Origin of the sequence: Nocardia sp. CA-107356 (assembly GCF_050946365.1) — a bacterium.
Classification (GTDB): Bacteria; Actinomycetota; Actinomycetes; order Mycobacteriales; family Mycobacteriaceae; genus Nocardia.
This window is the reverse complement of sequence record NZ_CP191992.1, coordinates 9,496,550-9,523,063: the sequence shown is the minus strand read 5'-3', so window position 1 is coordinate 9,523,063 and position 26,514 is coordinate 9,496,550. Positions and strand designations below refer to the sequence as shown.

27 protein-coding genes and 5 pseudogenes are annotated in these 26,514 nt (G+C 64.8%); 10 read left to right on the top strand and 22 right to left on the bottom strand.

Translation table 11 applies throughout. The features are described 5' to 3' along the window. Positions 1-76 precede the first annotated feature (76 nt). Positions 77-538 (top strand): hypothetical protein, encoded by a 462-nt coding sequence (locus tag ACQP1G_RS42780; protein ID WP_433195925.1) that lies wholly within the window; start codon positions 77-79, stop codon positions 536-538. Positions 539-559: 21 nt separating this feature from the next. Here the strand turns inward: ACQP1G_RS42780 and ACQP1G_RS42775 are convergent, their stop codons facing one another. Then, the gene (locus ACQP1G_RS42775) at positions 560-1,105 is read right to left on the bottom strand and encodes a protein-tyrosine phosphatase family protein (protein ID WP_433195923.1); all 546 of its coding nucleotides are present in this window, start codon (positions 1,103-1,105) and stop codon (positions 560-562) included. Positions 1,106-1,483: 378 nt separating this feature from the next. Here ACQP1G_RS42775 and ACQP1G_RS42770 point away from each other — a divergent pair, with 378 nt between their 5' ends. Continuing rightward, positions 1,484-1,687, top strand: coding sequence for a hypothetical protein (locus ACQP1G_RS42770; RefSeq protein ID WP_433195921.1), 204 nt, complete (start codon positions 1,484-1,486; stop codon positions 1,685-1,687). Positions 1,688-1,921: 234 nt separating this feature from the next. Here the strand turns inward: ACQP1G_RS42770 and ACQP1G_RS42765 are convergent, their stop codons facing one another. The 5 genes from ACQP1G_RS42765 to ACQP1G_RS42745 all read right to left on the bottom strand — a co-directional run bounded on the left by ACQP1G_RS42765 (position 1,922) and on the right by ACQP1G_RS42745 (position 5,959). Further along, a complete protein-coding gene (locus tag ACQP1G_RS42765) occupies positions 1,922-2,440 on the bottom strand; it encodes a hypothetical protein (protein ID WP_433195919.1) in 519 nt (172 codons plus the stop codon). 128 nt (positions 2,441-2,568) lie between these two features. Continuing rightward, entirely contained in the window at positions 2,569-3,552 is a 984-nt protein-coding gene (locus ACQP1G_RS42760; RefSeq protein ID WP_433195917.1) for an aldo/keto reductase, read from the bottom strand. Positions 3,553-3,639: 87 nt separating this feature from the next. Then, positions 3,640-4,215 carry a TetR/AcrR family transcriptional regulator gene (locus ACQP1G_RS42755; protein WP_433195915.1) on the bottom strand — a complete coding sequence of 192 codons (576 nt, stop codon included), beginning with the start codon at positions 4,213-4,215 and terminating at the stop codon, positions 3,640-3,642. A 94-nt stretch (positions 4,216-4,309) separates the two neighbouring features. Next, positions 4,310-5,530 (bottom strand): cytochrome P450, encoded by a 1,221-nt coding sequence (locus tag ACQP1G_RS42750; protein WP_433195913.1) that lies wholly within the window; start codon positions 5,528-5,530, stop codon positions 4,310-4,312. A 54-nt stretch (positions 5,531-5,584) separates the two neighbouring features. After that, on the bottom strand, positions 5,585-5,959 hold the full coding sequence (locus tag ACQP1G_RS42745) for a metalloregulator ArsR/SmtB family transcription factor (RefSeq protein ID WP_433195911.1): 375 nt from the start codon (positions 5,957-5,959) through the stop codon (positions 5,585-5,587). A 113-nt stretch (positions 5,960-6,072) separates the two neighbouring features. On the opposite strand from ACQP1G_RS42745, the gene arsM reads away from it, so the two are divergent. The 3 genes from arsM (at position 6,073) to ACQP1G_RS42730 (ending at position 7,928) form a co-directional block, all read left to right on the top strand. Continuing rightward, complete coding sequence (gene arsM / locus ACQP1G_RS42740) at positions 6,073-6,882, top strand: arsenite methyltransferase (protein WP_433195909.1); 810 nt, start codon at positions 6,073-6,075, stop codon at positions 6,880-6,882. Positions 6,883-6,970: 88 nt separating this feature from the next. Further along, positions 6,971-7,498 carry a permease gene (locus tag ACQP1G_RS42735; RefSeq protein ID WP_433195907.1) on the top strand — a complete coding sequence of 176 codons (528 nt, stop codon included), beginning with the start codon at positions 6,971-6,973 and terminating at the stop codon, positions 7,496-7,498. A gap of 112 nt (positions 7,499-7,610) precedes the next feature. Beyond that, complete coding sequence (locus tag ACQP1G_RS42730; RefSeq protein WP_433195905.1) at positions 7,611-7,928, top strand: hypothetical protein; 318 nt, start codon at positions 7,611-7,613, stop codon at positions 7,926-7,928. 602 nt (positions 7,929-8,530) lie between these two features. Here the strand turns inward: ACQP1G_RS42730 and ACQP1G_RS42725 are convergent. From ACQP1G_RS42725 to ACQP1G_RS42715, 3 genes are read right to left on the bottom strand one after another with little or no spacing between them, the layout of a single operon-like run. After that, positions 8,531-9,217: a hypothetical protein gene (locus ACQP1G_RS42725; RefSeq protein WP_433195903.1), complete on the bottom strand. Its 687-nt coding sequence runs from the start codon at positions 9,215-9,217 to the stop codon at positions 8,531-8,533. Positions 9,218-9,225: 8 nt separating this feature from the next. Beyond that, the gene (locus tag ACQP1G_RS42720) at positions 9,226-10,038 is read right to left on the bottom strand and encodes an SGNH/GDSL hydrolase family protein (RefSeq protein WP_433195901.1); all 813 of its coding nucleotides are present in this window, start codon (positions 10,036-10,038) and stop codon (positions 9,226-9,228) included. Between the two features lie 33 nt (positions 10,039-10,071). Then, positions 10,072-10,752: a hypothetical protein gene (locus ACQP1G_RS42715; RefSeq protein ID WP_433195899.1), complete on the bottom strand. Its 681-nt coding sequence runs from the start codon at positions 10,750-10,752 to the stop codon at positions 10,072-10,074. A 67-nt stretch (positions 10,753-10,819) separates the two neighbouring features. Between ACQP1G_RS42715 and ACQP1G_RS42710 the strand changes: the two genes are divergently transcribed. Then, positions 10,820-11,320: a MarR family winged helix-turn-helix transcriptional regulator gene (locus ACQP1G_RS42710; protein WP_433195897.1), complete on the top strand. Its 501-nt coding sequence runs from the start codon at positions 10,820-10,822 to the stop codon at positions 11,318-11,320. A 1,076-nt stretch (positions 11,321-12,396) separates the two neighbouring features. Here the strand turns inward: ACQP1G_RS42710 and ACQP1G_RS42705 are convergent. From ACQP1G_RS42705 to ACQP1G_RS42690, 4 genes and pseudogenes are all read right to left on the bottom strand, one after another. Next, positions 12,397-12,549, bottom strand: a pseudogene (locus tag ACQP1G_RS42705) (DUF899 family protein); the annotation flags it as partial. 30 nt (positions 12,550-12,579) lie between these two features. Beyond that, positions 12,580-13,287: a hypothetical protein gene (locus tag ACQP1G_RS42700; protein WP_433195895.1), complete on the bottom strand. Its 708-nt coding sequence runs from the start codon at positions 13,285-13,287 to the stop codon at positions 12,580-12,582. A gap of 62 nt (positions 13,288-13,349) precedes the next feature. After that, entirely contained in the window at positions 13,350-14,141 is a 792-nt protein-coding gene (locus tag ACQP1G_RS42695) for an SDR family NAD(P)-dependent oxidoreductase (RefSeq protein ID WP_433195893.1), read from the bottom strand. A 19-nt stretch (positions 14,142-14,160) separates the two neighbouring features. Then, positions 14,161-14,919 (bottom strand): SDR family oxidoreductase, encoded by a 759-nt coding sequence (locus tag ACQP1G_RS42690; protein WP_433195891.1) that lies wholly within the window; start codon positions 14,917-14,919, stop codon positions 14,161-14,163. Positions 14,920-16,288: 1,369 nt separating this feature from the next. On the opposite strand from ACQP1G_RS42690, the pseudogene ACQP1G_RS42685 reads away from it, so the two are divergent. Then, positions 16,289-16,459, top strand: a pseudogene (locus ACQP1G_RS42685) (hypothetical protein); the annotation flags it as partial. Positions 16,460-16,575: 116 nt separating this feature from the next. Further along, on the top strand, positions 16,576-16,758 hold the full coding sequence (locus tag ACQP1G_RS42680) for a hypothetical protein (protein ID WP_433195889.1): 183 nt from the start codon (positions 16,576-16,578) through the stop codon (positions 16,756-16,758). 229 nt (positions 16,759-16,987) lie between these two features. Here the strand turns inward: ACQP1G_RS42680 and ACQP1G_RS42675 are convergent, their stop codons facing one another. The 3 genes from ACQP1G_RS42675 to ACQP1G_RS42665 are packed head-to-tail and all read right to left on the bottom strand — an operon-like array spanning position 16,988 to position 18,619. Then, the gene (locus ACQP1G_RS42675; protein ID WP_433195887.1) at positions 16,988-17,341 is read right to left on the bottom strand and encodes a YbaB/EbfC family nucleoid-associated protein; all 354 of its coding nucleotides are present in this window, start codon (positions 17,339-17,341) and stop codon (positions 16,988-16,990) included. 52 nt (positions 17,342-17,393) lie between these two features. Further along, on the bottom strand, positions 17,394-17,765 hold the full coding sequence (locus tag ACQP1G_RS42670) for a DUF6188 family protein (protein WP_433195885.1): 372 nt from the start codon (positions 17,763-17,765) through the stop codon (positions 17,394-17,396). Then, complete coding sequence (locus ACQP1G_RS42665; protein WP_433195883.1) at positions 17,765-18,619, bottom strand: hypothetical protein; 855 nt, start codon at positions 18,617-18,619, stop codon at positions 17,765-17,767. Before ACQP1G_RS42665 ends, ACQP1G_RS42670 begins: the two co-directional genes overlap by 1 nt. 444 nt (positions 18,620-19,063) lie before the next feature. Between ACQP1G_RS42665 and ACQP1G_RS42660 the strand changes: the two are divergent. Continuing rightward, positions 19,064-20,376, top strand: a pseudogene (locus ACQP1G_RS42660) (IS256 family transposase). Positions 20,377-20,618: 242 nt separating this feature from the next. Here ACQP1G_RS42660 and ACQP1G_RS42655 read toward each other — a convergent pair. Next, positions 20,619-21,329 (bottom strand): hypothetical protein, encoded by a 711-nt coding sequence (locus tag ACQP1G_RS42655; RefSeq protein WP_433195882.1) that lies wholly within the window; start codon positions 21,327-21,329, stop codon positions 20,619-20,621. A gap of 938 nt (positions 21,330-22,267) precedes the next feature. On the opposite strand from ACQP1G_RS42655, the gene ACQP1G_RS42650 reads away from it, so the two are divergent. Further along, a complete protein-coding gene (locus ACQP1G_RS42650; RefSeq protein ID WP_433195880.1) occupies positions 22,268-22,801 on the top strand; it encodes a hypothetical protein in 534 nt (177 codons plus the stop codon). 118 nt (positions 22,802-22,919) lie between these two features. Here the strand turns inward: ACQP1G_RS42650 and ACQP1G_RS42645 are convergent. The 5 genes and pseudogenes from ACQP1G_RS42645 to ACQP1G_RS42625 form a co-directional block, all read right to left on the bottom strand. Then, a pseudogene (locus tag ACQP1G_RS42645) lies at positions 22,920-23,485 on the bottom strand (CHAT domain-containing protein). Positions 23,486-23,545: 60 nt separating this feature from the next. Beyond that, positions 23,546-23,650: pseudogene (locus ACQP1G_RS42640) on the bottom strand (IS5 family transposase); the annotation flags it as partial. Between the two features lie 554 nt (positions 23,651-24,204). After that, on the bottom strand, positions 24,205-24,777 hold the full coding sequence (locus ACQP1G_RS42635; protein ID WP_433195878.1) for a TIGR03086 family metal-binding protein: 573 nt from the start codon (positions 24,775-24,777) through the stop codon (positions 24,205-24,207). A 175-nt stretch (positions 24,778-24,952) separates the two neighbouring features. Continuing rightward, a complete protein-coding gene (locus ACQP1G_RS42630; protein ID WP_433195876.1) occupies positions 24,953-25,372 on the bottom strand; it encodes an ester cyclase in 420 nt (139 codons plus the stop codon). A 216-nt stretch (positions 25,373-25,588) separates the two neighbouring features. After that, the gene (locus tag ACQP1G_RS42625; RefSeq protein ID WP_433195874.1) at positions 25,589-26,302 is read right to left on the bottom strand and encodes a TetR/AcrR family transcriptional regulator; all 714 of its coding nucleotides are present in this window, start codon (positions 26,300-26,302) and stop codon (positions 25,589-25,591) included. Between the last annotated feature and the right edge of the window lie 212 nt (positions 26,303-26,514).

The following is a 26,514-nucleotide window of genomic DNA, read 5'->3' as shown; positions in this document are numbered from 1 at the left end:
ACTAGTTGCAAAGAAACTAGTATGTATGCCACTATTAGTTCATCAGCGGAAGCCACCGCCCGAAAGGATCGAAGAAATGACCGCCAAGACCACCGCCCGGATCCACGTCGACCACGAGACCACCAAGCGCCTCGGCAACTGGACCGATGCCGACACCTTCGACGTCACCGCCCGCTACGGCAGCGTCGTCGTCGACCTGCGCTCGCCGCAGATCACCGGCGACGGCGAGATCGTGGTGCATGCCGACCTCGACCACGCCATGGTGAAGTTGCTCGTCCCCGATGACGCCGTCATCGACCAGACCGAACTGCAGTGGACCGGGCGCGGCCGGGTGAAGGATTTCGCGCGGCCCCAGGACGCCGCGGGTCGTGTCATCCGCCTGACCGGCACCAGCAACCGGAGTGAATTCCGCGTGCACCGTGCGGGTATCGCAGTGCTGTCGGCGATGTTCTCGCGGGAGTTCTTCGAGGATGTGCGCCGGGCGCACCGTGCGGGCACCCATCCCACCGTTGCCGATCCGGCCAACGCGCCACGTTGATCCGCGGCGACGTCGTCGAGATTATTGCCCCGGCCTTGGTGAGCGCCGAGGTTGGGGCACTTGGCATCTGGGTCGATCGGATAAGACCTGTGCCATGCCGAGGCCGGTCGCCAAATAGTTGACGAAGAATGTGTTGTTCAGCGCATACGGTGAGCGCCGCCGCCGGATCAGGGCGATCGCGTCATCGACCGTATAGCCCAGGTCGAGCAGGGTCTGTGCGACCACCAAGCCCGACCGGTTGTAGCCGTAATGGCAGCGCACCATCACCGTGCGGTGCGCGCGGACGGCCGCGGCGGCGATCGCGGCCAACTCACGCGCCGCCGCCAACTGCTCGGCTTGCAGCGCCGCATCCGGAATTGCGAGGTGATGGTGTTCGACCCCCGGACCCGGCCCATGTCCATCGGCCTGGAACAGACTGATCACCACATCGAATTCGGTCCCGACCACCACGGGCACGCGCACTCCGTCGCCATTGCTGTAGTGATGTCCGCCCATCCACAACTGCGGCACGATCTCGTGCCATGGCGCATCCGCATCGGGTGTCGGCATACCCTCGATCCGCACCATTGCTGCCTCCCCGCGGTTCCGGCCGAGACGAGCTGCCGGGTCGGCCTCATTCCACGGTACCGCCGTCCTACTGCCGCGACAGCCGGGAAAAGCGCGCGGACCTGCGTATCACTGCGGTGCAGTGGTCGGTACGGTCTGCCGATGACCACGCTCGGTCGAGCTCCGAAAACACACTGAACCATTGCGTGAGCTTCGGCACGGGGCCGCTATCGCAGGCTCGTCGTCACGGTGAATACCCACTGCCACATGGTGTTTCGAGTACGTGGTGTGCTGGCCCCGGTTCCGGGGGCACGTCTTCTTTGGTCTGTCCGTCGAGATCGTCGGCTCGATAGCGTCCCGATGAACGGTGGCCCCTCGCCGTTCGGAAAGGATCGACATATGCGTACCCGTCTACGTGCCGGACTCTTCATCGGCGCGTTGCTGATGGCCCCCATGGCCGCCGCCGTTCCGGCCTCGGCCATCACCCTCGAACCTGCCGAACCCGTCGAGCAGGCGACCCCGGTCTGGCAGGTCTGCACCACGCCGACCCCCGACCTGACCTGCTACCTGATCACCCTCTCGTCCAGCGGCTCCGGCCGGTAGCAACCCGATCTCCGCCGCCGAAGCCGAGGTCGTGGGAGACCCCGCTCGGTGTTCGGCGTTGCCGACGAAACTCGAACTCGACGACCAGCGGGTCGTGCCACTGCGCGAACCACGAATCGAGGCCAGGGCGGCCGCGGTGCCCACAGCTGGGCTGCTCGTGCCCGTCCGGGCGACTTTCAGCGGCGAACGGGTGCCGAGCCGAGAGGCTCGGCACCCATTCGATCGAGCACGGGGTCAGCTGAAGCGAACCGCGGTGATCGCGACGGAGGCGCCGCGAACATCGCCTGTGAGACACGGTGCGGTCATCGCCGTCGCGTTGATGATGCCGCCGTTGTCGACGGCCATCTGCGTACCGGCGCCGGGGCCTTCGACAATGACCACGGTATTGGTCGATGCGGCACCGACACCTCCGGGGACATGCCAGGGGCCGCGGATCCGACTGACCTGACCATTCGACCAGTTGATCGAACCGTCGATATTGCCGGCGACGTCCAAGCAACTGCCGGTGCCTTCGAAGGTGCCGCTGACCGTAGCGGTGGGTGCGGGCGTGTTCGTGCAGCCGGTGAGATTGCCGCTCCATGTCGCCGTGGTCGGCCTGCTCACCATGCTCAGCGGACTGGTGGTGAAATCGAACTGACCGCCCGAGCAGCCTCCGGCGATCGGATCGGCCGACGCCTGCGCAGCACCGAAGACCGTTGTGGCGAGTGCGGCGACGGCAACGGATGCTGTCGCGACCTTCCGGGAAATTGCCATGTAATTACCTTCTCCTGTTGATCGGTTGTGACCTGATGGAGCGGCTGAGAACAAGCAAAAGCGGAAAGATCGTAATCGGTTCCTCCGACGCGCCGTCCGGCACCCGTCGAAATAGGCTGTGACCAGCGTCAGCGACCGGCGGCCCTCGCGAGGTGTTCCGGATACCGCTCCCCCGCGAATGCGGTTGCCGGGGCGGCGGCGTCGATGCGGGCGAGATCGTCTGCGGTCAGCGTGATCTCGACGGCGGCGACGTTTTCCTCGAGGTAGGTGCGGCGTTTGGTGCCCGGGATGGGGACCACATCATCGCCGCGGCTCTGCACCCAGGCGAGGGCCAATTGCCCTGCGGTGATGTCCTTTTCGGCGGCCAGTTCGCGCAGTGCCGCGACAATGGCGAGGTTGCGGTCGAGGTTGTCCCCGGCGAATCGCGGTAGGCGGCGGCGCATATCGTCGGCGGGCAGATCGTCGGTGGAGGTGATCGCGCCGGTCAGGAAACCGCGGCCGAGCGGAGAGAACGGCACGATGCCGATGCCGAGTTCACGGCAGGTCGGCAGCACCTCGGCCTCGATATCCCTGGTCCACAGCGACCATTCGCTCTGTAGGGCGGTCACGGGATGAACCGCGTGCGCGCGACGGATGGTCGCCGCCGAGGCCTCCGAAATGCCGAGGTAGCGCACCTTTCCTGCTTGCACCAGCTCGGACAGCGCGCCCCAGGTCTCCTCGACCGGAACGTTCGGGTCCACGCGGTGCTGGTAGTAGAGGTCGATGTGGTCGACACCGAGCCGGGCCAGCGACGCGTCACAGCTCTGCTCGACGTACGCCGCATCGCCGCGGGCGCCCATCGACCCGTCCTCGCCCCATACGATGCCGAACTTGGTTGCCAGTACGACCTGATCGCGGCGGTCGGCGATGGCCTTGCCCACCAGCCGCTCGTTGGTCTCCGGTCCGTAGACATTCGCGGTGTCCAGCAGGGTTACCCCCAGATCCAGCGCGCGGTGGATGGTGGCAATGGATTCGTCGTCGTTATCGCGGACGCCGTATGCCTGGCTCATGCCCATGCAGCCCAGTCCCTGTGCGCTGACGGTCAGCTGGCCGAGCTTCCTGGTGGGAATCATGCGGGGCTCTCCTCCTTGGTCGACGATCGAGTGACTCACATCCTCGACGCTACGACCTGGAGTGTGCTCCACGTCAAGGGTGGGAAGTCAGTTCACGAACTCGCCGGTGACGACCGGGGCGACGAACTGTTCGAGCATGGCACGCTCGTCGGCGTCGTCGCGGCCGGGAGCGGTGAGCAGCGACATGATGATGCGAGCCAGCCAGCGAGCCAGGCGGGGACGGTCCGGATCGGCGGTCGGTGGCAACAGACCTGCCGCAATGGCCTCGATGACCTCGGAGGATTGGCCGATTTCATTGGCAATGCCCGCATCGCCCGCGGTGAACCAGGCGATGAGTGTCGGATCGGCGCGGACTTCGCGCAGCGATGCGAGCATGACGGTCACGAGGCGCGCACCCGGATCGGTGATATCGCGAGCCTGCTCGGCGACCGCGACCCCAACTCGGCGAGCCTCGCGATGTACGAATGCGATTCGCAGGGCCTGGCGGTTCGGGAAGTAGCGATACAGGGTGGCTCGCGAGCAGCCCGCGGCCTTCGCGACATCGCCCATGCCGGTATTCGTGACGCCACGCTCGACGAACAGCTGCGCGGCGGCATCGAGAATTTGTTCGGCCGCGATATCGGCGCGCCTGGGGCGCAACCAATCTCCGGGCCCGCCCGTCACCTGGCCACCACCTTCATCGAATCGCCGCGCAATGCTGGTCGCCCACCCGTCTCCCGGCCACCACCGCACATCGAATCGCCGCGCGATGCTGCCATCATGGAGACACCTGGAACGGCACGCGGTCCGGCCAGCGCACATAACTGCCAGGGGCGTAACGGACTCGGTCGATATCGACAACGAAGTCCGGGCAGCGCGAAAGCAATTCCTCGAGCGCGACGCACGCGACCATGCGCGCGGCGGCCGCGCCGAGGCAGTGATGGTTGCCGTGACTGAAGGTCAAGATCTGCTTGGGGCGGCGAAGCACATCGAGTTCGCTCGCGGTCGGACCGAATTCGCGTTCGTCCCGATTCGCCGACGCATACAGCAGCAGCGCACGACGTCCGGCGGGAATCGTGGTGCCGTGAATCTCGATGTCGTGTACCAGGGTTCGCGCCAAGCCCTGCACAGGCGAGGTGAGTCGCAGGAATTCCTCGACCGCGTCCGGAATGAGTGCCGGATTCTCGATCAGCAGCCGACGCTGATCCGGACGCTCGGTGAGTAGTTGCACCGCACCGCCGAGATTGCCGGTGGTGGTGTCATTTCCGCCGGTGATCATGGTGAAGGCGAATCCGAGAATCGAGATGATGCCCGCGTAGTCGCCGTCCGCGCCCATTCCCGAAGCGACCAGGTGCGAGATCGTATCGTCGGCAGGCTCGGCGCGGCGGCGTTCGATCAACTGGGTGAAGTACTGCATCAATTCACCGATGGCCTCTTGGGCATCGAGCGGACTGCCGCCCGCGGAGGCGGTCATGATGAGATCGGTCCACTCGTCGAATTTCGGCCGATCCGGTTCCGGCACACCGAGATAATGTGCGACCACCATGCTCGGCAGTGGTTTGAACAGTTCGACGACGATATCGCCCTCGCCCGCCGCGCGCAGTCGCTCCAGTCGCTCGACGACGAATGCGCGCACCTGTGGTTCGACCGAACGCACCTGGCGTGGCGTGAAACCCTTCATGACCTGTTTGCGGAAGGTCGTGTGGTCCGGCGGGTCGGTGAAGACGAACGGTCGCGGCTCGGGCAGGCCGATTTCGCCGAGATCCTGGTAGTCGACGGTCAAGCCGTTCGCCGAAGAGAACGTCGCGACATCCCGCGCGGCGGCATGCACATCCGCGTAGCGGGACAGGACGTAATAGTCGCTCGCCGGATCATCCTGGGGAACAACGTGATGCACCGGGTCGTGTGCACGTAGCTCGGCATACATCTGCCACGGGTTCCGCCAGGTTTCCGCGGATCGCAACTCGAAATGCGGCAGGTGAGACAACTCTGTCGTCATGCTCCGAGCGTAAGACAAAGCGTCCAATCTGTCTAGAACGTGTTCTATGGGCGCTCAGTCGGCCGCGGTAACAGGTCCGGCGTCTGCGGCGCCCAGGACGGCCGAAAGTCTTTGCAGCACTTTCGGGATCGCCCAGTAGTAAACCCAGGTGCCGCGACGTTCGCAGTCGATCAGGGCGGCCTCGCGCAGCACCTTGAGGTGGTGGGAGATGGTGGGCTGGGACAACTCGAACTGCGGGGTCAACTCGCAGACGCAGACCTCCTTGCCGGGGCGGGAGGCGATCAACGACAGCAGCCGCAGCCGGACCGGATCGGCCAACGCCTTGAACGCCAGCGCCAGTTCCGTCGCCGTCTCGTGGTCCAAGGGGGTGGTCGAGATCGGCGCGCAGCAGTTGGTGGAGCCGATCACCGGCAAATCTTGTTTCGACACCCATCTATATTGACATTTGTCGATTCAGTGGCGCAAGCTGTATTGACATTCATCAATACAGCCAGGTAGAGGACCTTCTGCTACCGGGCGAACCTGCCAGCTAGGGGTGTGTCATGACAGATCAGCGCAACGAACTCCGGGAGACCGTGCGGGCGCGCTATGCCCAGGCCGCGACCGCGGTCGCCGACGGCGGTGTCGCCAACGATTGTTGCGGCAGCGGCTCGGTAGAGGTCGACGCCAATTTCGGTGCCAGCCGCTACGCGGCCGCCGACCGCGACCGACTTCCGATCGCCGCGATCGCCGCGTCACTGGGATGCGGCAACCCGACCGCGGTCGCCGAACTCCGCGAAGGCGAGCGGGTGTTGGATCTGGGTTCCGGCGGCGGAATCGATGTCCTGCTGTCGGCGCGCCGCGTCGGGCCGACCGGCAAGGCGTATGGGGTCGATATGACCGAGGAGATGCTGGCCCTGGCGCGGGAGAACGCCGCAAAGGCCGACGTCGCGAATGTGGAGTTCCGGAAAGGAACGATCGAGGCGATCCCGTTGCCCGCCAACAGCGTCGACGTGGTGATCTCCAACTGCGTGATCAACCTGTCGGTCGACAAACCCGCCGTATTCGCCGAGATGGCCCGCGTACTCGTGCCCGGCGGGCGGATCGGAATCGCCGACGTTGTCGCCGAGGACGACCTGTCGGTGCGGCAGCGCGCGGAACGTGGCGACTATGTCGGCTGCATCGCCGGTGCGCTCTCATTCGCCGAATACCGCACCGGGCTGGCCGCGGCCGGGTTCACCGATATCGAGATCACCCCAACCCATTGCGTGGCGGACGGCATGCATTCGGCGATCGTCAAGGCCGTCAAACCGGTTCGGCAGCCGACCGAGGATTCGGCGGCGCCGTGCTGCGGGCCGTCCTGTTGCTCATGAGGCAACCGGAACTCCCGTCGCTGCTCGGCACGCTCGTGGAACAACTTGCGACCGAATGAGATACGCGCAAGCGAGCATAATTTTGGTTATGACTACGCAGAACGAGGCGGCCGACAGTCGAATGCCGCGCTGGCGGAATCGGATCATTGCACTGCTGGTTGCGGCCGTGGTGTTGGTCGCCTCGTATTTCCTGCTGGCGGCATTCATTCCGCGCTGGTGGGCGCAGCGGATCGCGGATCTCGCGCAGGGGAGTTTCGCCAAGGGCATCGGGTGGGGTCTGACATTCGGCACGTTGTGCACAGCGGTGCCGCTGGTACTGGTGCTGATCGCGACACTGGTCTGGCGTCGGCGATACGGCAGATACCTCGCGGCGGTATCCGCGGCTGCCGCGGTGGCGACCGCGATCCCGAACTTGATGACGCTCACCATTGTGCGGGGCGATGGCAATGGGGCGCATGCGGGCCAGCGGATTCTCGATGTCGACGCACCGGGATTCCGAGGTGCCGCAGCGGTCGGAGCGGTCGTCGCGGCCGTGGTGGTCCTCGGTGCTGGCTTCCTGGCCACACGCTGGCGTATCCGCCGTCGCCGCACCGAGGTGCCGCAGCTCTCGACATAGCGATTCGGCTGTGCCTTTCGAATACGCGCGTGTGCTGCCGAATTGCCAGACACCGCGTGTCGCCACGCCGAGTGAATTTCGCCAGCCGCCCACTGATCCATAGTGTGCCGCTATGACTCTCGGGGAAAGTGTGGTCCTGGCAACCAGGCAGTTGAGTGTCCGCGGCAACATAGTCCGGGTCACTGTCGGTGCGCCACAACGAGATCCGTTCACCGATGTGGACTACGTTTGCCCGGTTCGTATAGAGGGTTTGACGAGCGGGACGGCTCGACTACAGGGCATTGGAAGAACCTCTGCCGAGGCGTTGACGAGCGGTCTGCTGCTGACGAGCGAGAAGGTCGAAGTCGGCCTGACCGAACTGCTTTCCGACGCATTGGTCGGGGTCACCCCGCATCGTGCGAGCGTGCGGCCGCGCAGTCCGCTCCGCTGATCCATCCGCCAGGTGCCCGGCGCGGCCGACGTGCGCGCCGGGCGCGCTGGGTAACCGGTCCGCAAAGCTGGTGCGGTACGAGCGCGCATGTGGACATCGGCATGTTCGGTTATCCGACTGAGGCCACCGGCCGATGTCTTTAGCCCTTTAATTGCTACGAGATGGTCTATGGGGTGAACTCGCCGATGGGTGCGGTACTTCCAGGGGGCAAGCCGAAAGTACCTGTACGTGTGTCCTGGTAAGTGATTCGCTGTCCAGCAAATCGTTCCTCCTTCAATATTCTGAAAGATTGCTGTTCAATTTGCTGCGGCGCTACTCTTTGCGGCTATAGCGCTCGGCTGTGTCCGTATTCGATTGGCACGTTCTGTTGCTGGCCCGCCCCGATGGCATCCCGTTCATCGGCGCTACTGACATTCGAGCGCCGGTCGGGCCCGGTGATTCGCCGGGCCCGACTCGTCCTATTCGATCGAAAAGGCAAGAGGCCGAGATGGACTCGACCATCGCGGATCGATCATCGAGCACGCCGATCTCTGCGGTTCGCGCGCAAAGGCATCCACCTCTGCGCCCTGCTCACACTGCCCCGCACTCACCTCCGCCGATCGCTACGGCATCGGCGCGGTAATGGTGGTGAAGTACTGGACTGCTGCCAACATCGCGACCGGCGCGGCTATCAGCAGCTGTCCCGCGACCGTCCCCAGCGCCCCGATGGCGAGCACGCCACCGAGGCACCCCACCGCCGCCGCGGGCAGGAACGACCCGAACAGTCCGACGATGGTGGCCGCCGCCACCGTCGCGCCCGCCACCGCGCCGAGTGCGCAACCTACTGCCGCGCCACCGATTCCGCCGACCAGCGTGCCCAGCGTGACACCCAGCGCGATGGTGCTCGTCAGTCGATTCCACGCCGCGGTCTCGCGCTGATATGGCGTGGTGAACGGTGCGGAATCCTCGAACGGCAAGCTGACCGGGGCGTAGACCGCGTGCTCCACGTCGAGTCGGGGGGTGAGCGTCACTGTGCGATCGGCGACGACCGCCTCGATCGGGAACGCGAAATCATCTACCCGGAAAGACATTTCGGCCTGTGACAGCGCGGTGTGATCGGGTCCTTCGAGGGTGAGCACACCGTCGCGCAGGATGATCGCACCGTCGCTGATCGTGATCTGGGCCGAATCACCGACAGTGGTGGCGGTGATATCGGTCCCCGCGTCGGGGACCTCCGGCGCGGCGTCGGCCGGGGCGGCGCACACCCCAACCGCGATCACCGACGCGATAAGAAAAGCATTGAATCGCATGGTATCCCTCAATCCAGGCGGGCCAGCTCGGCCAGTACGGCCCGCGCCACGGCTACCTGTCCGGCTGGGGTGAGATGCACCCCGTCCGGTTCGAAGAGCCGCCGCTCGGGCCTGGGACGGGTGGCCGAGAGGGTATCGATCACGACTTCCGGTCGTGCGTCGAGCACCGTCGCGGTCTCCGCGTGATCCTTTGCCCGCCAACTGATCCCGGCTGCCCGGAACGGCGGGAACTCGGCCAGCAGCGCCTCGTCGATATCGGTGGGCGTGAGCCAGACCCAGCGGGCGGCGGCTGCCTGCTTGCGCAGCAGGTCGAAATTCCGCACCGTTTCCTCGGCGCTGACCACCCGTGGCTCGTTCTCGCCCACCCGTTGCGCGTCGTTCGCGCCCAGCTGGCACAACACCCAGTCGGGTCGCTGGAACCCGAGTGCCCCGGAACTCTTCAGAATCTGCGTGGTGGTGGCTCCGGCGATGGCCAGATTGGTGAACTCGATCCCGTCCTCGGGCCGCTGCAGTTGCACCAGATGCCGCAGGATCTCGAACCACGACAGCCGATCGGCGGTACTGCTCTCGCCGAGCGCGACCACCCGCGCCTCCGGCGCGAACGGCAGCCGGTTGACCTGCGTGGCGACCTCCGGCTCGGTGAGCAGATCGACCGCCGCGGCCCGCGCCCGAGTCTCCAGATCGTCCAGAAGGGAACGATATTCGTCGGCCTCGAGCCCGAAGAGCGCCGCGATGTGCGCTGCGGCTATGCCGTTGAGATACGGCAGTGATAGCTCGGGCTTCTGGAAACGGACCAACTTGGCGGTGAGTTCGCTAGTCATGACAACTCCTGTAAATCGTCGGAACGTATCGGATTACGAGCGCGGAAGCCGGAATCCGGCGGTGATCAGCCACGCCATACCCGTGAAGCGGGCGATGGGCAGCAAGAAGGCGGCGGCGGTGACAGTCAGTGCGACGGTGGTGAGCACGGCGACAAAGGCGATCGCCAGCCCGGCTCGGATCAGCCACGGCGCGAGCGCTTTTCGCGGCGACACGCTGATCGAAATGCCAGCGATGAGCAGGCCGGTCGCCATCACATTCGCCGGACCGCCGGACAGGAAGGCGAGGGTGTGCAGCGCCCGCACGGTGGCCGGGTCGGCGGTCACCTCCGACACCGTCAGCACCCAGCTGACCGTGCCCGAGCAGAGCAGGAACACCGCCGCGAGCCCGCCGCCCAATGCGGTCAGGGCGGGTCCGAAGCCCTCGGCGTGCCGCCGCAGCCGGGCGACAGCGGCCGCCACATAGAGCGTGAGCGGAATGGCGCTCGCGTATTGCAGCACCGCACCGGTGCGTACGGCCGCGGGGTGGTCGCGGAAGTAGGTCAGCGCGTCGTCCGCGGACGCGAAAGGCGAGGGAAATGGGCTTCCGCCAGCGCGAACAGTGCTGACGACGAGTCCGGCCACAAAGAGTCCGGCGAACGCGGCCCCGAGCGCGCCGAGCGGCGGTTCGAGGGGGCGAGCGGAGTTCTCGATGGGGGATGCGGCTGCTATAGCCATGGCAATCCATTCTCATAAGTGAATCATTCTCTGAAGTGAACGATTTTCCGATGTGTACGATAACTCCGTGGTCGAGGCGGAGCAAGAGGATTCAGGGAAAGCGCAGCCGAACCGCCCCATGCGGGCGGCGTCGTTCCAACTCGCGCAGCTGGGCGGGTACGCGGGCGGGCGCTTTGCCGAGCGCGTTGCCGAAATCGGCCTCACACCACCGGAAGTCGGCATCCTGCGATTGATCGCGGCCGAGCCGGGCCGCAGCCAGCGGTCACTGGCCGCCGAGTTGGGCGTGGTGCCGAGCCGGGTGGTGGCATTGATCGATCCGCTCGATCGCAAGGGGTGGATCGAGCGACGCCGCAGCGCGACCGACCGCCGCAATCACGAACTACACCTCACCCCGGAGGGCGGAAAGCTGCTCGCGCGCATGGCGAAACTGGCTGTCGCACATGAGACCGAGCTCTTCGAAGGGCTGACCGACGATGAGTACGAGCAACTCGCCGTACTGCTCACAAAACTGGCCGCGGCCCGCGATCTGACTCCGGGCGTCCACCCCGGATACCGAACGCTCGGCTAGCGACCGGACTACGCCTGAACTGCGCAAGCGCGGGTTCCCCAGGTGTCCTCGCCGGGCCGAAGACTTCTCGATCAGTGCGAGATCCGCCATGCGGACGTGGCCGGAATCACCAAAGCCCGCAACCGAACCCGGGTCCGTCTGGGATCATCACACCATGTCCCGCAGGAATGAGCCGGACGCTCAGCGCGCCGTCGAGCCAGCCTTGGAGCCAGGCGAACAACTGCTGACAACGCTCTCGGCAACGGTGTCGAACTGGGGTGACGGGGGTGGCTACTACATCATCTGGCCTGTCTCGTTGTTGCGAGCACTGGGCCGGCGCCGGAGGGCACGAGCGGCGGGTCGATCGCAGGGACTACGACTTCGCCCGGCATTCATTGTTGCGGTGACGTCGCAGCGGGTGTTGTTCTTCGCGGCCCGAAGGGGCTGGCGGCCGGGCGCACCGTGCGGCGAGCTGTCCCGCGATCGCATTACCGGCGTCATGGTTGAGAAAACTATGCTGGCGGGATACCCGCCCCGGGAGGTGTGTTACATCGTGGTGTGTATGTCCAGCGGGCCTGATCTGTCACTGCGGGTCGCGGCTGAATCGGCGCGGTGGCTCCTAGACGAATTCGGCGCCGCTGAACGGAGTCGGTGACGCCGTTCCACCGACTCCCGGACATCGAAACACGCTGCCGCGCAGTCGAACTCTTCGACCCACGAAATCATCCTGCCATGCCGCTGAGCGCGTGATCGGCTGCGGTCGAGAGCGCTGGAGGCAATAGAACCGAGACCGAGACACAAGCCGCCACACCGCCCCCTTCGATCGCCTGCTGCGCCGCGACCGCGCGGGTGTTTCGGAGTCGGCGCGGATCGGTCCCCATTTCGGCAGCGGCACTGACGAATTCGTCGAGTATCCACATCCCGGCCCGGCCGAAGGACTCACCGGACGCGAGCGGATGTCGCCAGGCATACGACCCCGCCCCCGCGCCGACGGCCGATTCAGTGGTGACAGGGTGGCCGGACGGCTCGGTCGGGCCGTATTCGTCGTACCGGTTCAGCCACGAATATCGCGGTACCTGGGGGTATCCGTCGGGGGAGTCCTGGTCCACCTTCAGCCACGGCATCCGCCTGCGGTCCGCGGCCAACGCGTCCCGGGCGCGAGTCAGCTCCTTTTCCTTCGCCAACAGGCGCAGGCGCGCGGCCTCCCACTCCGCCGGCGTGACGACCGGGGCCCGGTAGGTGTTGTTCATCGTGATGTCCCCTGTGAGAAGGAATTCGGATCAGTGGACGGCGATGTCGGCGATGTCGATGGCAACGAAGACGATCTGGTCGTCGCCCATATCGGCGTAGGCCCGTCGGGTGGCGGGGATGATGATGCCGTCGACGTCGCGGTAGTCGGCGGCGTGAAGCTGTGACTCGACCGTACGGCCGACGATGTCGATGGTGAAGTCGTGGCGGCGCAGCAACCCGTCCGGGCCGAAGCAGAACACCTGCGTGCGGGTGTGGCTCCTGATGTGGTCTGGGAAGATCACTTTCAGCCGACGCCATGTTTCACCGTCGACCTCGATCGGGGCGATCTCTTCGCAGACGAAACCCGGCCAGGTGAACAGGAACGGCGTATTCAGGTACGTCCATAGTGCTTCCCCGGTGAAGTACGCGAGATGCAGGTCGTCCCACGGCGTCTCGAACTGGTGGCCGTCGAACGACCGTTCCGGGTCGTCGCGCGCGTCGACAACCGTGCCGACCGGCTGTTGCAGGACGACTCGGTCGGGCTCGAAGACCGACCGTCGGTCCTGACCGACGAAGTCCATCGTCAACAGCTCCCGCGTGGTGTCCACCTCGAAGCGGATGTTCCTCAGCGCGTCGCCTTGTCCTTTGATCTGCCAGAAGGCCCCGGTGATCGCGGCGTCGACGGCGATGGTGTGGATTCGGTTCCACCGGTCCACGCCACCGTGCGCTGCGACGGCGTTCGCGAGTAGATCGTTCATTGCTGTTGCTCCTCTGTAGGGATGACCCCGGCCGCCGGTATCGCGGTCGGGGCGAGTCGGGGTCAGTCGACGATGATTCCGCCGGTCAGGTCGGCGACGGTGCCGGTCATCGCGGATGCCCGGTCGGAGGCGAGGAACACCGCCGCTTCCGTGAGTTCGGCCAGCGTGGTCGGGTGCTTGCGGTGGCTCATCCCACCCGCGAGCGCAGTGAACTGCTCCTTGGTGATCCCCAGCGCGTCGGCGTGCAGCCCGTACACGACGTCGATGACCGGTGTCTCCACCATGCCCGTGGTGCGCAGACAGATCGCGCGAACACCGTGCTGTGCCCATTCGGCCGACAGCGCCCGGTTGAGACCTTCCATCGCCGCCCAGCCGACGCTCATGCCGCCCACCAGGGGCAGCGGCAGGCGGGCCGGTTCGGGTGTGTGCATCATGATCACCCCCGACCGCCGGGCGATCATGTACCGCGCGGCGGATTTCGCGGTGATGAAATGAGCCTGGGCATACGTGGTGATCGGGCGCAGGAAATTCTCGACCGGCAGTTCGGTGAGCGGGATGCCCTGCAATCCCACCGGCGAGATTCCGATCGCGTTGAACGACACGTCGATGCTGCCCGCGTCGGCGACGACCGCGTCCAAGTGCTCGGTCACGACTTTCTCGTCCCCGGCGTCCACCACAGCGGTCTCGACCGCTCCACCCGAGGCGGAGATCTCCTTCGCGACCGTGTCGATGATGTCGAGATTTCGCCCGGTCAGAAAGACCCTGGCACCTTCGTGGGCGAAGCCGCGGGCGACTGCGCTGCCGACCGCTCCGCCCGCGCCGTAGACGACGACGTTCTTGTTTTCCAGCAACATAACCTTCTCTTTCTGTTGTTCACGCCAACGCGTGAAGTCCGTGGCCGGTGAGCTGGTACACCCGGTGCTCGTCCTGGTTGTCGGTGTCCCGGCACAGCCGCGCGATCTCGGCGCCGACGATGGCTGGCGTGAGAAGCGGTTCGAGTGCTGCCGCGAATGTGGTGGCGTCGATTCCTTGGCGCAAGGCGTATGCCTCCACTGCGGCGGCGCCGAGGTCGGTGGCAGGCGTCAGCTGCGGCAGCACGGTGGCGAAGCGGATGCCGAGCTCGGCGCGGCGGGACTCCTCGGCGGCGTATCCGGCGAGAAAGCGGATCATCGCCTTCGCGCCTGAATATCCGCCGCTGAGCGGCGAGCCGCCCAGCGCGGCGCCACTGGATATCGCCACCACCAGGCTGCCCGGTGCCAAAGGGTGGCGTAGCCCCGCGCGGATCCAGTGGAAAGCGTGTTGGGTATCGACCTGCCAGTTGCGGCTGAACGATTCCCACGACTGTTCGTGCACCGGACCGATGGCGGGTGTCGCGCCCGCATTGAGCACGAGCACCATCGGTTGGTGTTGCTCGATCAGAGTGCGGGCGGTCTCCGCATCGGTCGCGTCGGCGGCCACCGGGACGAACGCCGCGCCCAATCGTCGGTGCACGTCCGCGACCGCGCCGGCGGTGCGCGCAACGCCGACGACCTGGTGACCTTGGTCGATCAGCGCGGCGGCGATCGCCGATCCGAAGCCGCGGCCGGCTCCGGTGACTACCGCCGTGGTCTGAAACTGGTGCGATGAGCTCATACCTATACAGAGGCGAGCTGACCGCGAAAGTCATCGCTGGGCTCGGTTGGGGTTGCTGACAGGGGTTCCTCGAACAACCTCAGCGCCATCAAGCCATGCGCGGCGGCGCCGCCCGCACACACCGCCGCGGCGACCATCGCGACCTCCGCGATCTGTGATTTGTCCGCGCCCGCCGCGCGGCCCGCCATTGTCGTGGTGTTGTGCGCTGGTTGGATGGCGGGTGAATTCGGCGGCGGGCGCGCCGCGCGGACTTCACCATCCCCACCTGAGCTTTCGAGGTTTGCTGAATCGGTCTTTGTGGGCCTCGAATGGTAATGCTGCGTACGTTCTGCGTACTCAAGCGCATCCTCGATGGGCTAACCCGCCGGCCCCGATCAACGCCGCTGCGTCCGCGACCACGAAACCCGACCCGACCACCACGAAGCCATCGTCTACATCGCCATGATCGCCGTCATGTCACACCGACTCGCCCGTACCTGGCACAGTTCTCAGACGCTTACTCAAACAGGAAAGTTGTCTTCTAAATGTTCTTGTTCCGGCCGAGATCGTCTGGTAGCCAGCGGTAATGTAACTGACGCCTTCCGCGGTACCAAATGACGTCTTGTTCGGTCCGGTCGATGCTGCAGCTGTCGGCCAGCCTGGATGCGCGTTCCTGTCGGGACGCATCGTGTACTTCACCAAGGAGCGAATCGCGTGTCGCAAGTCGATTCAGTACGTGACGTACTCGCAGCCTCAGTCCGGTAGCTCGGCAGCGCGGCCTACTACGCGGACGTCATAAAGCTCGTTGTAAGGAAGCAAAATGTCTAGCAAGATCGTCAAAACCCTAGCCGCGACTGTTATTGCCGCGCCCCTGCTTGTCCTCGCGGCGCCCGCAGCCACTGCCGATTCGACTGCCGCGGCGCCTCCGTCATCCTCCACCACCCAGGTCCAAGGATCGTTCGGATCAGCTACGTGGTGTTTCCCCCTTGGCAGTGTCGTCTGGTGCATCTGAGCCAGCGTCTGAGAACTCCGGCGTTGGGTGTGACGCTCGAGATTTGAGTGAACTCCTGGTAGAGCAGTGATTGCTGAGATCAATTGCTGTACCAGGGAGTTCATTTGTCATCTGCAGTGTGTCCGTCGTGCCCGACTGGTGGATCGCGTGGGCGATGCTGCCGTCGAGTTCGCTCCGGTCAAGACCGTCTACGACATTTACCGGCGCTGGGTCACCGCTGGGGCATGCAGCGCATCAACGACACACTGCGCGACCGGATTCGGGTGGCCCAAGGCCGGTCCGTCGGATTGGCCCTGGTGAGACGGTGTCAGTGCAACTGTCCGGCGCAGCAGTCGACCGACTCGACCTCGAACCGTCCACCATCGCTATCGACGAGCCATAGCAACACCGCGAAGTCACGGATCTGCCCGCGATACTCGGAGTATCTGGCAAACAGCTGACTGGGAGAAGTCGACGCGTTCGCGCTACAAGTCCGTTGTACGCAAGCACATTGAGCCCGCCCGGGGAACCGTGCGCCTGGCGGACCTGGAACACGACGCCATTCAGGACTGGGTGAACGATCAAGTCGACGACGGTCTTGCGGGTGGCGACTACGCGGTTGATACCCGTCGTATGCGGTACACGGCCGTATCGTTGGCGGTTCAGAGGGTGCTTCAGTGCTTGGCGTGCAACGAATGCTCGGCCATGACCCCAGCACAACACTGGATTACTACGCCGACCGGTTCGACGACGATCTCGACGAAGTGGCGAACCGGCTGAACTCGGCCCGAGCCGACTTCGCTACTGCGTACTCGCTGCGTACCGAAAGCGGTGCAGAGGTGTCCGACCTTCGAGAAATGCGCGGCTGACCTGCGCAAACGATGTGCCCTCGGCAGGGCGCGCACAACATGGGCAACTGAAAAACGCCTGGTCATCGTGGGTACGTATCTTGTCTGAATGATCGCGATGGCTGCGGGATTGGGAATTCGGCCCTGACTCGATGGTGCCCCTGGATCGGGGCTCCGCGCATGGGACGGGGGCTTGACCTGCGATTTCGGATGCCTGCCAGCGCGGCACACGGGTACGTTGCTGACCGGTTCACATCGTGGGGCCGAGGATGTCGCGGATGAATGTCATCGCGGCGGCGGTGGCGGGTTCCTCGGTGTATGGGCGGGTGATTGCTTCGGCCTGGTGCTGTGCGTCCGATTGCGCGCGCTGGATCGTTTCCAGCAGGGCTTGCCTGAGCTGGACTTCTCCGAGCCGTAGAGCCTGCGGAGTTATCCGCAGATCGGTGACTTTGCCGTGCGCGTCCACTGTCGCGCTGAGCTCGCTGTTACGGGAGCCGGCGCGGACTGAGATCTGTGCGAGCGCTTGCTGTAGCTGCTGATTCTTGCGCCGCCAGTCCGCTGCGACACGACGTTGCTCTTCGTTCCATCGGTCCAAATACTCCATCAGGGGCTCCTGAGGTCGTCGACTCCTGGTCGGGGCGTGCGCGTGAGGATGATCAGTCGGCTGTCCAGGTTGCCAGTTCGCCATTGGGCATGCATACGATCCGGTAGCCGTTGGGGCCCACGATTGTCCATGCCTCGTATTCACTATCCGGCGGGACCACGAGTCGGTTCCCGGAGTCGAAGTCGATGGTCAGCGTCCCTGAGGAGTTCACGACAGCGGAGGTGATCGTGCCGTGCAGGACGGCTTCGAGGTCGACTTGTGAACTGCCCCCGCCCGCGAGCGCGACCGACTGTCGGTCGCCTCGGCTGGATTCGATCTCCATATCTCCCTCGATTTGGAGTGCGAATCCGCCGACGGTCGTGATCTCGACCATGTACTCGCTGGCTGCGACCGAGACGCGCTGCCCGGTAAGCGGCAATTCCATTACCATCCTTGTGGCTTGGGGAACGTTCCATCTGGGTTTATAGAAATATGTGTTGTGGTCTTGGGGCCCGGCTTACCTGCGAGATCGACTGGTTGGCCGTGCGAATTGTAGAACCTGACATACCCGTTCGGATACCGGGAGTTCGGCTGCATGACCCGTATGGTGTCGGCATTCCCGGTGGATCCCGGCTTCTGCCAAACCACTCCTTTCCCGTTGTCCGCTGTACGAGGTACCCAGTCACTCGGGACTTCGGGCGGTCGAGAATAACTGCTGGGATTTGTGCCCCCGCCTGCGCTCGTGCTGGTATTGAACTGGGTGGGGTTGGCTTCGAGGAGCGGTTGTAACTCTGTGGCCACCCCGATGGCCGCCGCACCTGCGGCGACGGTCACCCCGGCCGCAACGGCTGCGGCGGTGTCGAATGCGGCGAGTACAGTGACAACGGCGGCGCCGGCGGCGCTGCCCGTCGCGGTTGTCGTCGCTACCGCTCCTGTTCCCGCGGTGAAGAATCCGACCGCGACGCCCGCGAGAAGACCGACCCCGATCGCCCCGGCGAGTATCGCGAGTATTTTCTGATGCGCGTCCTCGATCTGCTGCGCCCAGTCCTCACATGCGCCGCCGAGCTTCTCGTACTGTGTCGCGACCGCCTCGACGCCCATCCACACCGCGTCCATCTGATCGATGGCCTGCGGTAGCTCCTCGGACGCGTTCTCCTCGAGATTCGTCCACGCCTGGCTGGTGCCGGCGCTGGCATCACGTAGTCCCTTGGCGGCGGTACGCCACGCGGTGCCGAGCCTCCTCAGTTTGTCGGGGTCTCCATTCGGCCACGTGTGACCCTGGAGCCAGCTGCTGATCATGCTCCAGCCGAATGGGGGATCGGAGTCACCGCCGAATGCGCCCTTGAATAGCGGGGCGGTCGTTGCCGCGAGAACCGCGGGGGCGGGGTCGGGCGTTTCGGGAGGGTGCTTGTTGAGTTTCTCTGTGTGGCAGGTGTGGGCGGGGCGTGTCGAACATGGGAACGGGGACGACCTGCGGTTTTCGGGTGGGCGGTTGGTGATCGAAGCCGATTATCAGTTATAGGTGGGTGGTGCTGCCGTCTTGCTGTACCGCTTGCCATCGTGCGATCTCGTGGAAGATGTTGGCCTGGGGTCGGGTGAGTGCCTCTGCCTCGGCTCCGTCGGCGAAGACCGAGAAATGATCAAGACCTGTGGATGACGGGAAGGACGCACCTTCCCGGATGATCTATCAGTCCGAAGTCTTGATCATGCCGGCGCGCCAACGCCGGTCGGGAAGGTACGTCCGTGCTTACGGTAGTTCAGAACATCTCCTCCGGCGACGAGCAGGCCGGTGCGGCCCGGTCGCTGCTCGATGAGATCGTCCGCGACGGTGCCCGGCAGATGCTCGCCGCCGCGTTGAAGGCCGAGGTCGCCGCCTATGTCGCCGAGTTCGCCGACCAGCTCGACGAGAACGGTCACCGTCAGGTGGTCCGCAACGGGCACCACGCCGAGCGGGAAGTCCTTACCGCGGCGGGTGCGGTGACGGTGAAAGCGCCTCGCGTGAACGACAAGCGAGTCGACCCGGAAACCGGTGAGCGGCATCGGTTTTCCTCGGCGATCCTGCCGGCCTGGGACGGAAATCGCCGCAGGTCAGCGAGGTGTTGCCGCTGCTGTATCTGCACGGGTTGTCTACCGGGGATTTCGGTCCGGCCCTCGAGCAGTTCCTCGGTTCCGGGGCCGGGTTGTCGGCCGCGTCGATCACACGACTGACCGCGACATGGCAGGACGAAACCCGCTCGTTCGCTTCCCGAGATCTGTCGGGCACCGATTACGTCTACCTCTGGGTTGACGGTATCCACACGAAAGTGCGCCTCGAGCAGGAGAAATTGTGCCTGCTGGTGATGCTCGGCGTCCGGGCTGACGGCCGCAAGGAACTGGTGGCGATCAGCGACGGCTACCGGGAATCGACCGAGTCGTGGGCCGATCTGCTGCGTGATTGCCGCCGCCGCGGCATGACCGCGCCGGTGCTGGCGGTCGGTGACGGCGCACTCGGGTTCTGGCGGGCGTTGCGCGATGTGTTCCCCGAAACCCGCGAACAGCGCTGCTGGTTCCACAAATCGGCGAATGTGATTGCCTCGCTGCCTAAATCGACGCATCCCGGCGCGATAGCAGCGATGAAGGAGATCTACAACGCCGAGGATATCGACAAGGCGCAGATCGCGATCAAGGCATTCGAAATCGACTACGGCGCAAAATATCCCAAAGCGGTGGCGAAGATCGTCGACGACGCCGACGTGCTGCTGGAATTCTACAAATACCCGGCCGAGCACTGGATCCATCTGCGCACCACCAACCCGATCGAGTCGACCTTCGCCTCGGTCAGGCTGCGGACCAAAGTCACCAAGGGGCCGGGCTCCCGCGCGGCCGGAATCGCCATGGCCTACAAGCTGATCGAGGCAGCCCAGGCCCGCTGGCGCAAGGTCAACGCCCCCGAACTCGTCGCGCTCGTCCGCAACGGCGCCCTGTTCCACAAGGGCAAGCTGCTCGAACGCCCCCGCGACATCACCCCGCCGCCGTCAACCAGCCCGGCCGACTCCACCGGAACGGAGGTCGCCTAAAACCTACCGATCCACAGGTTTTGACAATTCCTCCGGCGAAGATGATTTCGAAGTCTGCTGCTGGTCCGTTTGTTTGTCGAGGCTGGCGGTCGGCGAAGTGTGGCTCGACAGGTTCGGTTGCACCGGGCGGCATGCGGGAAGTATCTCGTATCAGCTGGTTTGCGAGGAAGGACACGCTCGAACACTCGATAATGCCGAATATCGCGCATTGGAATAGACCTGATGCCGGACGGGCGCTGTGATCAGCGGTTAATCGCCTCTCCGAGTCTGGCGATCGCCACTTCGATCCTTCGCTGCATGGGCTTCCACCAAGGATTTGCACTCCATTCGGCGATCGACGCGTTGATGAGATGGATGTCCGCGATCGTCACGAGTGAGACGTCGTTGCCTGCATGACGGGTGGCCTTGGTGATCCATTTGTGAACCAGCATCTGGCGGGGGGTGCGTGAGATAAGCGGCCACGGAGACACTTCGGGGATCTTGGGTAAATCGTCGCGGTTGCCGAGGCGGGCGTAGAGGCATCTCCTTGTTCTCAAGCGGGTCCGAACGTTCACAGCAGGCAACAGCAGCACGATTACCAACCACCACAAGGCGACCGCAGTCCACGCCCGGTCGCTTCCTAGTGCGTATCTGAGCTGAATGACCGTGATCACCGCTATCGGCAGCAGGCAGATGAGGGCGGCCCTGGCGATGAGCCAGTCTTCAGAGTCCTCGGTGACCACGTGATCTATGGCCGCGAGCTCGCGTTGCAGCCGGGCCTTCTTCAGACTCGTTTCAGGTGGACAGTTGTCCTCCATCAGATCAATCTTCTTCTGCTCGTGCTCGATTCGGCGCACGAGTCTGTGCTCGGTACCAGTGCCGAATGGAGGTCTCTCAAAACGGAAGGTGCGCAATGCGAGCAATGCGGCAGGAAGCCCTGCGAACAGTGTGAAGATCCATTGCGTAGTAGTCATGTACGGCCGCTCCCCTCGGCTGTGCGGTTCAAAGCTGGACAGCAGCGACAGTGTCCCAGCGGCTACCGACAGGTCCGGCCGGTCGTCCCGGAGGATCGAAAAAGGATCTGAGGTCCGGAAGGGCGTATCACCCTTCGCGGTGGTCCGCTCGCCCGACTCCTCACCGGAAACGGTTAGGAAAACTACTGGCCAGCAGCGCCGATATGGCGTGCTCAAGGTCTTCCGGTGAGAGCCGATACCACCACTCGTCTGAAGGCACATCGTGATCAACCATGTACCCGCGGGCACCCGGGGCTACTTGTCGGACTGTCAGTCCTCGTCTTCTGCTGCCGCCCGGCCCGGACCAAGCTCCGGACGAGAGGGGTCCTCTTGGTGGAGGCCGCGGCTGCTGCTCACCTTCTGCCGCAACATCCCGCCGCCGACCACCGACGGACGCGACAGGCCACGGGCAGTGTGACCTGCACAGTTCACGGCCGGGACGTCGCTGCCGATGGACCGGCCGTACTCAGATGTTCGATAATGCCGCACAGCGCAGGATGAACCGCACGCGGCCCTCCCTTGCGAGGCTTGACGGGTGCCCGCGTGTGGATGTCGATGCGCTTCCCACCCGGAGACACCTGTAGTTGGAGTGAACTTCTCGGTTCGACTTGCAAAGTGCAGAGAAGCACGTTGAAATTCAAGGGCTGGACCATGGATACGTGGCGCGACCTCGAACTCGGAACCCGCCCGTATCTCCACGCGATCGGCTACAGCGCAGAGGAAGAAAACCGGATAGCCCGAGAACCCATGCTGAAAATGGGCGGGCACCGGCAGATGATCTACCCGATCCACGCCGCACGCTGGACTCGGCAACAGTGCCGTCAATATCTCTACGATCTCTTCGGTGTGTGGTGGCCCAAATCGCTGTGCCGACAATGCCTGTACGTATCGAAACGCGAATGGCCCGAACAGCTTTCACGATTCCTCGCCGCCCCGAAGAATCCTACCCGCATCTGGTCGACGAATACTGCACCGTCGCGCTGAACGAAAAATCTGGACTCTTCGGTCCGGACGAAACCTTGACCGAGCGACTACGCGCTGCGGGTGCGCACACGATCCTCGACCTGGCCGAACGTGAGATCTTTCAGAGCCCATGGGCTCTGTATCGGCTGCGGCGAGTCTACTTCGCCCCCGCCACTGCCGACCGATCTGTCGAGGTCGCACTCCGAGGCACCCCCGAATACACCCAGCAGATACGCGACCGCCTCTACACAGCCCTCGACATCCCGACCATCACTGACCGCCGCCACCACACCCGGCTATGGCTGGCACGACGACCACCGCAGTCGAAAAAGTTTCCGCATACCGCCAACCTCGGATATTCCGGCACCGGAAATAGCGGGGACTACTGCTCGACGTATGTCGTTTGCCACCCGTTGTCAGACCACCCGTTGCCGGTAAAAAGACCACCGACAGCAGGTGATCCGCTGTAAAACAGGCTCCAGATCCGTCAGGCGCACCGATCATGGCGAACGGCAGCGGGACGATCGGTAATACCGATTACAGGGCTGTGCGGGCTGGCCACAGTGGGCTGGCCACAGTTGCGACTGCCTAAGGGCCGCTGTGGATGAGTGCTGCCCACAGATCGGGGCGGTCGGGGTGTTGGGCACGCAGGTCGCAGGTGGTGTGGTGCAGGGCGGTAGCGGCGTGGTCGGCGGTGGGTGATGCAGGCAGGTGTTGGTAGAAAGCGGTCGCGGCGGTGGCGGCGACGCGGTCAGCCAGGGGCCAGAGACTGGCGATAACGTGCCGGAATCCGGCCAGCTGGAAGGCAGACGCCGGGTGCAGGGATTCATCGGCATGGCGCCATCCACGGTGCGCGGTGGAGCAGGCCGACAGGTACGCCAGTTCGGCGTGAGCGAGCTCAAGGCCGCTGATCTCGGGCAGCGACAGGGTCGCATCGTGCAGGCGCAGCCCACTGCGGAGGGGGCGGTGAAGTCGATGTCGGCGTGGCAAGCGAAATGTGCCCAGCTGGCCTCAGGCAAGGCGGTCAGGACGCGTTCAGCGGTGGCGGACTCGTCGAGAAGAAGCGGGATATCGGGGTGGTGGGTGTGCAGGGTGGTGGCTTCGGCGACGGTGCCGGGTAGATCCGGCAGACCGGGAGTGTGCTGCAGGGCCACGGTGAGTTGGCGGCGGGCGGTGGCCGCTGGGCGTGTGCGGGCGTGGGCCAGAGCACGCAGGAGTACCAGCCGGCGTGGCCACTTCTCCGGGCGACCGCCCTGATCGGTGGTATTGCCCGGAGGTGGCAGAAGCGGCTCCAGCAGCGCCCACTGCGGGTCGGTCAGCGACGAGGACGGATAGAACGGGCAGTTCGGCGACTCGCTGTGGGCCGGGCACGACGAACACGAACAGGTAAGCGACACTGGCACAGGGACTCTCGGGTCACGACAGGATGGTGTGGTAACCCCAGTCGTACCGGGAGTCCCTCTACATACCAGGCATCACACGCCGCGATGGCGTGAAAGGTGAACATCGGTCACGTCGGGCGTGCTGTGTACCACTCCAGGTGGGTGTGGATTCGTCCGTTATGCGACAGGCTGTGGATAGACGCCACGAGAGTGCGGTCATGGACTGTTTGGGTTGATCTATGCGTTGGGTCCGGTTGGAGATCGTTCTGCGGGTTCAGGGTAGATAGTGATCACTCTCTTAATAGATCAAGAACAAATCGAACGCCCTCCCAAACACTCACTTACGGCAAGCCGTCCCACCAAGACTTGGCGACTCGGGCCATCGGGACGAGGTCGGCGGCGTTTGCCTGGTACGGCCGAACCTATCCGGGTGCCCGTCACCAGCAGGTGTCAAATATCACATTGGGTAATCGGGATCGGGGGGCAGAACCCTATCGGGGCGGTGTCCAGGCGGGATCCCGGCCGGTGAAGGCAACCAGCCGGTCCATGGGTGACGCGGTGGACGTGACGGCGATTTCGGGGCCGAAGGGCATGCCGGGACCGCGGTATTCCGGCTGGATCACGCCATGGAGCACGGCCAGGGCATGTTCGCAGGCTTGCGGGCTCGGATTCCAGGGCCGGCCGGTGGCGCGGGCCAGGTCCCATCCATGGCCGAGCACTTCGAACAGCAGGAGGTCGATGACCATGGCGCCGGGGTAGGTGCCGCCGAGCAGCGGAACGCTCACCTGAGCTGTCGCGACGCCAGCAGCGAGGGCCGACTGGATGGCGCCGACGAGGTGTGTGATCACAGTGTCAGAGTCGTCGGGGCCGGTGAACGCGGACGGATCGGGCCGGTCGGCGCCGGACGGGTCCGCAAGGGCGCTGTCGAAGTAGGTGAGCCAGCCGAGCAGGTGGCGTCGCAGAGTGATCACGTCGAAGTCGTCGCACGGTGTAGGCAGCTTGTCCTGTTCGGCGGGGATGCCGGCAGCCAGCCGCCCTAGATCCTCAAGAGCGGGGTAGATCATGGAGGGCCCTTCTGATAGTTGGCTACATCGAGTGGAAATGGCTGCTGTTGTAGCCGGTGTTCGGAAGTTGATATCAGGTGAGGAAATGTCTTTCGCGGTTGCGGAGCTAGGCGGACCTATGACTGATGGCCCTCCCTCGGTCTTTTCTTCCGCAGTGAAGGCCGGCCCTGTTGATTTATAGAACGGCCACCTGCAGAGCGGCCATCAAAATGTTGAGATCGGCGTTCACCCAGTATTCGGAGATCTTGCCGTCTGCCGTCCTGAGCAGGTCGGTGCCGGTGAATGCGACAGGCGTTCCCGGCTCAGCCGACGCGCCGGGGAAGCCGCCGGCGTACGTTCCGTCAGCGATCCATCGGACTGCGACGAAGTCGTCCTGGGCGATGGGGCCGACATCGATGGTGAAGGTCAGGGTGCTGAACGGCGCCCGGAACTGAGCGATCCATTCGGCCAGACTGTCCGGTCCGGAGATTTCCACGCCCGTGACCATGGCACCATGTACCTGGAATTCCGGGTGGATGAGATTGGTGGCGAGGCTGGGATCACCATTCCACATCTGCTGCCACTCACCGACGAGCCGGGCAATATCCGCACTCATTTTCTTCTGGTCTCCTCAGTTTGCCGCACTGTCGGCGGCCTAGGAACCTGACGGTAGGCGCTTCACGATCCACTTTGGCAGGGCTAGATTTTTCTAACAGTGTCAAGTGGTGTCCGGGGGAGGGGGCCCGTTGTCAGGACGCCGCACGGGCGGCTGTGAGCCAGTGATCTTCCTGCGGCCCTCGGCCTGCGGTTGGTGAGGGATGAGGCTGCGGCATCACGCGCCGGGATCGGCTATGCGACGGCGTGCGTCGGCTAACAGGTTCTGGACGGCGGCGCGGAACAGATCGGGCAGCGGTTCGATGAAGGTGGTGTGGCCGAATGCCTCCAAGGCGATCAGTCCGTGCACGTGGGCCCAGACGCTGGTGAAAAGGGCTGCCGCGGACGGGGGGAGCGCTTCCAGCGCTTCAGGGGGCAGTCCTCGGAGGTGACCTGCCAGAGCTGGACTGATCGGCGCGAAGTCCACGGTGGCCAACTGCTCGGGACTGAGGCCGTGGTAGAGCGCGTGGATGAAGATCGGACCCAGGCGGCGGGCGGCAGCCGTCGTACGACCATCGACAGGGGCCTGGTAGTAGCGCAGCGGTGTGCCGTAGAGCAGTTCGAACAGTCCAGGATTGTTGATCGCCCAGGTCCGGAATCCTTCCGCCGCGGCGACGAAGCGGTCGAGACCGGCGTCGCCGGCGCTGGCCTGCTCGGCTGCTGCCTCGACGAAGTCGGCCAGCTCCGTGTACGCCTGTGTGATCAGCGCGGTGAGTAGGTCACCGCGGCTCGGAAAGTAGTGGTAGAGCGCCTGGACCGTCATGCCGAGACTGCGGGCGACCGCACGCACGGCCAACCCGGCCGGGCCGTGCTCGGCGACGTGCTCGCGCGCAGTGTCGAGGATTTCCTGGGCGGCTGCGGCTCGTCGGCGGTCACGCAATGGCGTAGTCATCAGGCGAGCCTACTTGGCAGTGTTAGGCAAAACTATCCCTGTCAAAGCACCTTGCGTCACAGTCCGGCTGCTCGGCGAAACAGGGCGCGCCCGAGCACGGCCGGCCGCGCCAGCCTCGATGGCGGGTCGAGAAGCGCCAGGACCCGGATGAGCTGCGCTGCGACCGTACGGTCGGTGGCCGCATCGGCCAGCCACGGCGCGCGGGGCGGTTG

What these genes read in the sequence shown, in the direction of transcription:
- ACQP1G_RS42780 (WP_433195925.1), top strand. Translation starts at nt 77, where the DNA reads ATGACCGCCAAGACCACCGCCCGGATCCACGTCGACCACGAGACCACC.
- ACQP1G_RS42775 (WP_433195923.1), bottom strand. Translation starts at nt 1,105, where the DNA reads ATGGTGCGGATCGAGGGTATGCCGACACCCGATGCGGATGCGCCATGG.
- ACQP1G_RS42770 (WP_433195921.1), top strand. Translation starts at nt 1,484, where the DNA reads ATGCGTACCCGTCTACGTGCCGGACTCTTCATCGGCGCGTTGCTGATG.
- ACQP1G_RS42765 (WP_433195919.1), bottom strand. Translation starts at nt 2,440, where the DNA reads ATGGCAATTTCCCGGAAGGTCGCGACAGCATCCGTTGCCGTCGCCGCA.
- ACQP1G_RS42760 (WP_433195917.1), bottom strand. Translation starts at nt 3,552, where the DNA reads ATGATTCCCACCAGGAAGCTCGGCCAGCTGACCGTCAGCGCACAGGGA.
- ACQP1G_RS42750 (WP_433195913.1), bottom strand. Translation starts at nt 5,530, where the DNA reads ATGACGACAGAGTTGTCTCACCTGCCGCATTTCGAGTTGCGATCCGCG.
- arsM (WP_433195909.1), top strand. Translation starts at nt 6,073, where the DNA reads ATGACAGATCAGCGCAACGAACTCCGGGAGACCGTGCGGGCGCGCTAT.
- ACQP1G_RS42735 (WP_433195907.1), top strand. Translation starts at nt 6,971, where the DNA reads ATGACTACGCAGAACGAGGCGGCCGACAGTCGAATGCCGCGCTGGCGG.
- ACQP1G_RS42730 (WP_433195905.1), top strand. Translation starts at nt 7,611, where the DNA reads ATGACTCTCGGGGAAAGTGTGGTCCTGGCAACCAGGCAGTTGAGTGTC.
- ACQP1G_RS42725 (WP_433195903.1), bottom strand. Translation starts at nt 9,217, where the DNA reads ATGCGATTCAATGCTTTTCTTATCGCGTCGGTGATCGCGGTTGGGGTG.
- ACQP1G_RS42720 (WP_433195901.1), bottom strand. Translation starts at nt 10,038, where the DNA reads ATGACTAGCGAACTCACCGCCAAGTTGGTCCGTTTCCAGAAGCCCGAG.
- ACQP1G_RS42715 (WP_433195899.1), bottom strand. Translation starts at nt 10,752, where the DNA reads ATGGCTATAGCAGCCGCATCCCCCATCGAGAACTCCGCTCGCCCCCTC.
- ACQP1G_RS42700 (WP_433195895.1), bottom strand. Translation starts at nt 13,287, where the DNA reads ATGAACGATCTACTCGCGAACGCCGTCGCAGCGCACGGTGGCGTGGAC.
- ACQP1G_RS42695 (WP_433195893.1), bottom strand. Translation starts at nt 14,141, where the DNA reads ATGTTGCTGGAAAACAAGAACGTCGTCGTCTACGGCGCGGGCGGAGCG.
- ACQP1G_RS42690 (WP_433195891.1), bottom strand. Translation starts at nt 14,919, where the DNA reads ATGAGCTCATCGCACCAGTTTCAGACCACGGCGGTAGTCACCGGAGCC.
- ACQP1G_RS42675 (WP_433195887.1), bottom strand. Translation starts at nt 17,341, where the DNA reads ATGGAGTATTTGGACCGATGGAACGAAGAGCAACGTCGTGTCGCAGCG.
- ACQP1G_RS42670 (WP_433195885.1), bottom strand. Translation starts at nt 17,765, where the DNA reads ATGGAATTGCCGCTTACCGGGCAGCGCGTCTCGGTCGCAGCCAGCGAG.
- ACQP1G_RS42665 (WP_433195883.1), bottom strand. Translation starts at nt 18,619, where the DNA reads ATGATCAGCAGCTGGCTCCAGGGTCACACGTGGCCGAATGGAGACCCC.
- ACQP1G_RS42655 (WP_433195882.1), bottom strand. Translation starts at nt 21,329, where the DNA reads ATGACTACTACGCAATGGATCTTCACACTGTTCGCAGGGCTTCCTGCC.
- ACQP1G_RS42650 (WP_433195880.1), top strand. Translation starts at nt 22,268, where the DNA reads ATGGCCCGAACAGCTTTCACGATTCCTCGCCGCCCCGAAGAATCCTAC.
- ACQP1G_RS42635 (WP_433195878.1), bottom strand. Translation starts at nt 24,777, where the DNA reads ATGATCTACCCCGCTCTTGAGGATCTAGGGCGGCTGGCTGCCGGCATC.
- ACQP1G_RS42630 (WP_433195876.1), bottom strand. Translation starts at nt 25,372, where the DNA reads ATGAGTGCGGATATTGCCCGGCTCGTCGGTGAGTGGCAGCAGATGTGG.
- ACQP1G_RS42625 (WP_433195874.1), bottom strand. Translation starts at nt 26,302, where the DNA reads ATGACTACGCCATTGCGTGACCGCCGACGAGCCGCAGCCGCCCAGGAA.